This window comes from Streptomyces hesseae (assembly GCF_031845785.1).
GTDB lineage: Bacteria > Actinomycetota > Actinomycetes > Streptomycetales > Streptomycetaceae > Streptomyces > Streptomyces hesseae.
The window spans coordinates 1-1,758 of sequence record NZ_JAVRFI010000052.1 but is presented as its reverse complement, the minus strand read 5'-3'; the positions used below and the strand labels follow the sequence as shown (position 1 = coordinate 1,758).

The 1,758-nt window shown below is 69.3% G+C and carries 1 protein-coding gene; it reads right to left on the bottom strand.

Annotated elements, in window-relative coordinates; genetic code table 11:
• Nucleotides 1–39: 39 nt before the first annotated feature.
• Entirely contained in the window at nucleotides 40–1,638 is a 1,599-nt protein-coding gene (locus RM609_RS34140) for an ISL3 family transposase (protein ID WP_311616566.1), read from the bottom strand.
• Nucleotides 1,639–1,758: the final 120 nt, after the last annotated feature.

The window sequence follows — 1,758 nt, the reverse complement described above, 5'->3', positions numbered from 1 at the left end:
CCGGTTCTGGCTCAACTTCTGTGACGCGACCACTCTCCGTCACGCCAATAGAACTCGTTTGCGGAGGAGATGGAAGCCAGCGCGGCCGAACATCTGACGCTTGAGCATCTTGATCCGGTTGACGTGTCCTTCGACGACGCCGGAGTTCCAGGGCAGGGTCAGGCCGGCGGTGACAGCGTCGCGGTCGCGGTCGATGCCTGCGGCGAGTGTGTGGAGGCTGGGCAGGTCGTCCTGCCGGACGGCGTCGAGCCAGTCCAGCAAGCGCTCGCCCTGGCGCTCGGTGAGCATGGTCGCGAAAGATCGGACGTGGCGGGTCAGAGCGTCGAGTTCGGGGCAGTGCGTCCGGACGGCCTTGAGCTGGAGTTGCTCGGACTCGGTGAGGGTTTCCGGGCGGCGGAGGATCCATCCAGCGACGGCCCGGGGCGAGGGCGGCCGGGCGACAACCGGCCGCGGCGAGGTGCGCTTGTCGTGGAGGTAGGCGCGAACGCGCTGGTAGCTGCCTTTGTAGCCGAGCGGCACGATCTCCTCCCACAGCTTCCACGCATTCGTGCAGCCCTCGCTCCAGCGGTCATCCAGGTAGGGCTTGTAGTCATCGAGGACGGAGGGCCGGTTCTGCCACTGACCGGTGAACAGCTCTTCCGGCGTCGCGGCGTCGGCAAACTGCTTGACCGTTCGCCAGGTCATTCCAAGCTGCCGCTGGACCGAGCGTTGGCTGTTTCCTGCCTTCAGCAGGGCGTGGACGGCAGCGTGCCGGGCCCGGGTCCGGTCGGCGAACCGGTGTCCTCGCGGCCAGGGCGACGCGGCCGGGTCTGCGGTCGGGACCGCCTCGAGTTCGGGCTGGGGCGCCCCGGGGGCCAGGACGTGCAGGCAGCGGCGGTGCTGGGCGACCGTTCGTTCGGCAGCTTCGCTCAGGTTGTGCCAGAGGTGCCACCTGTCCGCGACCTGGACCGCCTGCGGGGCGCCGGCCGTAGCGCCTTCGGCGAAGAACGGCGCGCGGTCCCGGCAGACGACTTCGACGCCAGGCCGCCGGGCGAGCCAGCCGGCCAGGCTTGATGCCTCACGGTCCGGGAGCAGGTCGATCGGACGGCGGGTTTCGACGTCCACCAGGACGGTGCCGTAGTAGCGGCCCTTGCGGGTGGCGTACTCGTCGACGCCGACCACGCGCGGGGCCGGTTGGTCGGGCACGGGAAGGGCATCGACCAGCCGCAGGACCGTGCTCCGGCTGACCGGAATCCCGAAGACGTGGGCCAGACGGGAACCGGCACGGCCGGCGAGCGCGAGGCCGACCGCCGCCAGCGTGGACCGCAGCCGCTCGGTCCGCTGACCGTGCCGCCGCGTCAGCCCCGGTATCTGCTCGACGAAGGTCCGCCGCCCGCACGACGCGTTTCGGCAGCTGAACCGGCGGACGCGCAGGGACAGCACCACCCGTCGGCCCCCACTTGGCACATCGGCAGGAAATCGCAGGTAGGAGCCATGAATCCGCAGCGACCAGCCCCCACAACCAGGGCACTCGGCTCCGCCCGCCGCAGACTTCGCATTGATCCGAACAGCTTCTTTGTCCACGACGACCGACAGCACCACGACGTCCGCGATCGACGGGAACAGCAACTCCTCCAGCTGGAGCACGTCCTCTTGCACGGCCCCGAACTTCGGCCACGTCCACCGGGTTGACGATCACTTTCGGGCAACTTCCCGGGAGCCACTCCGACCTTCAGCCATCACTCAGCGTGCGCGGACCACAGAAGTTGAGCCAGAACC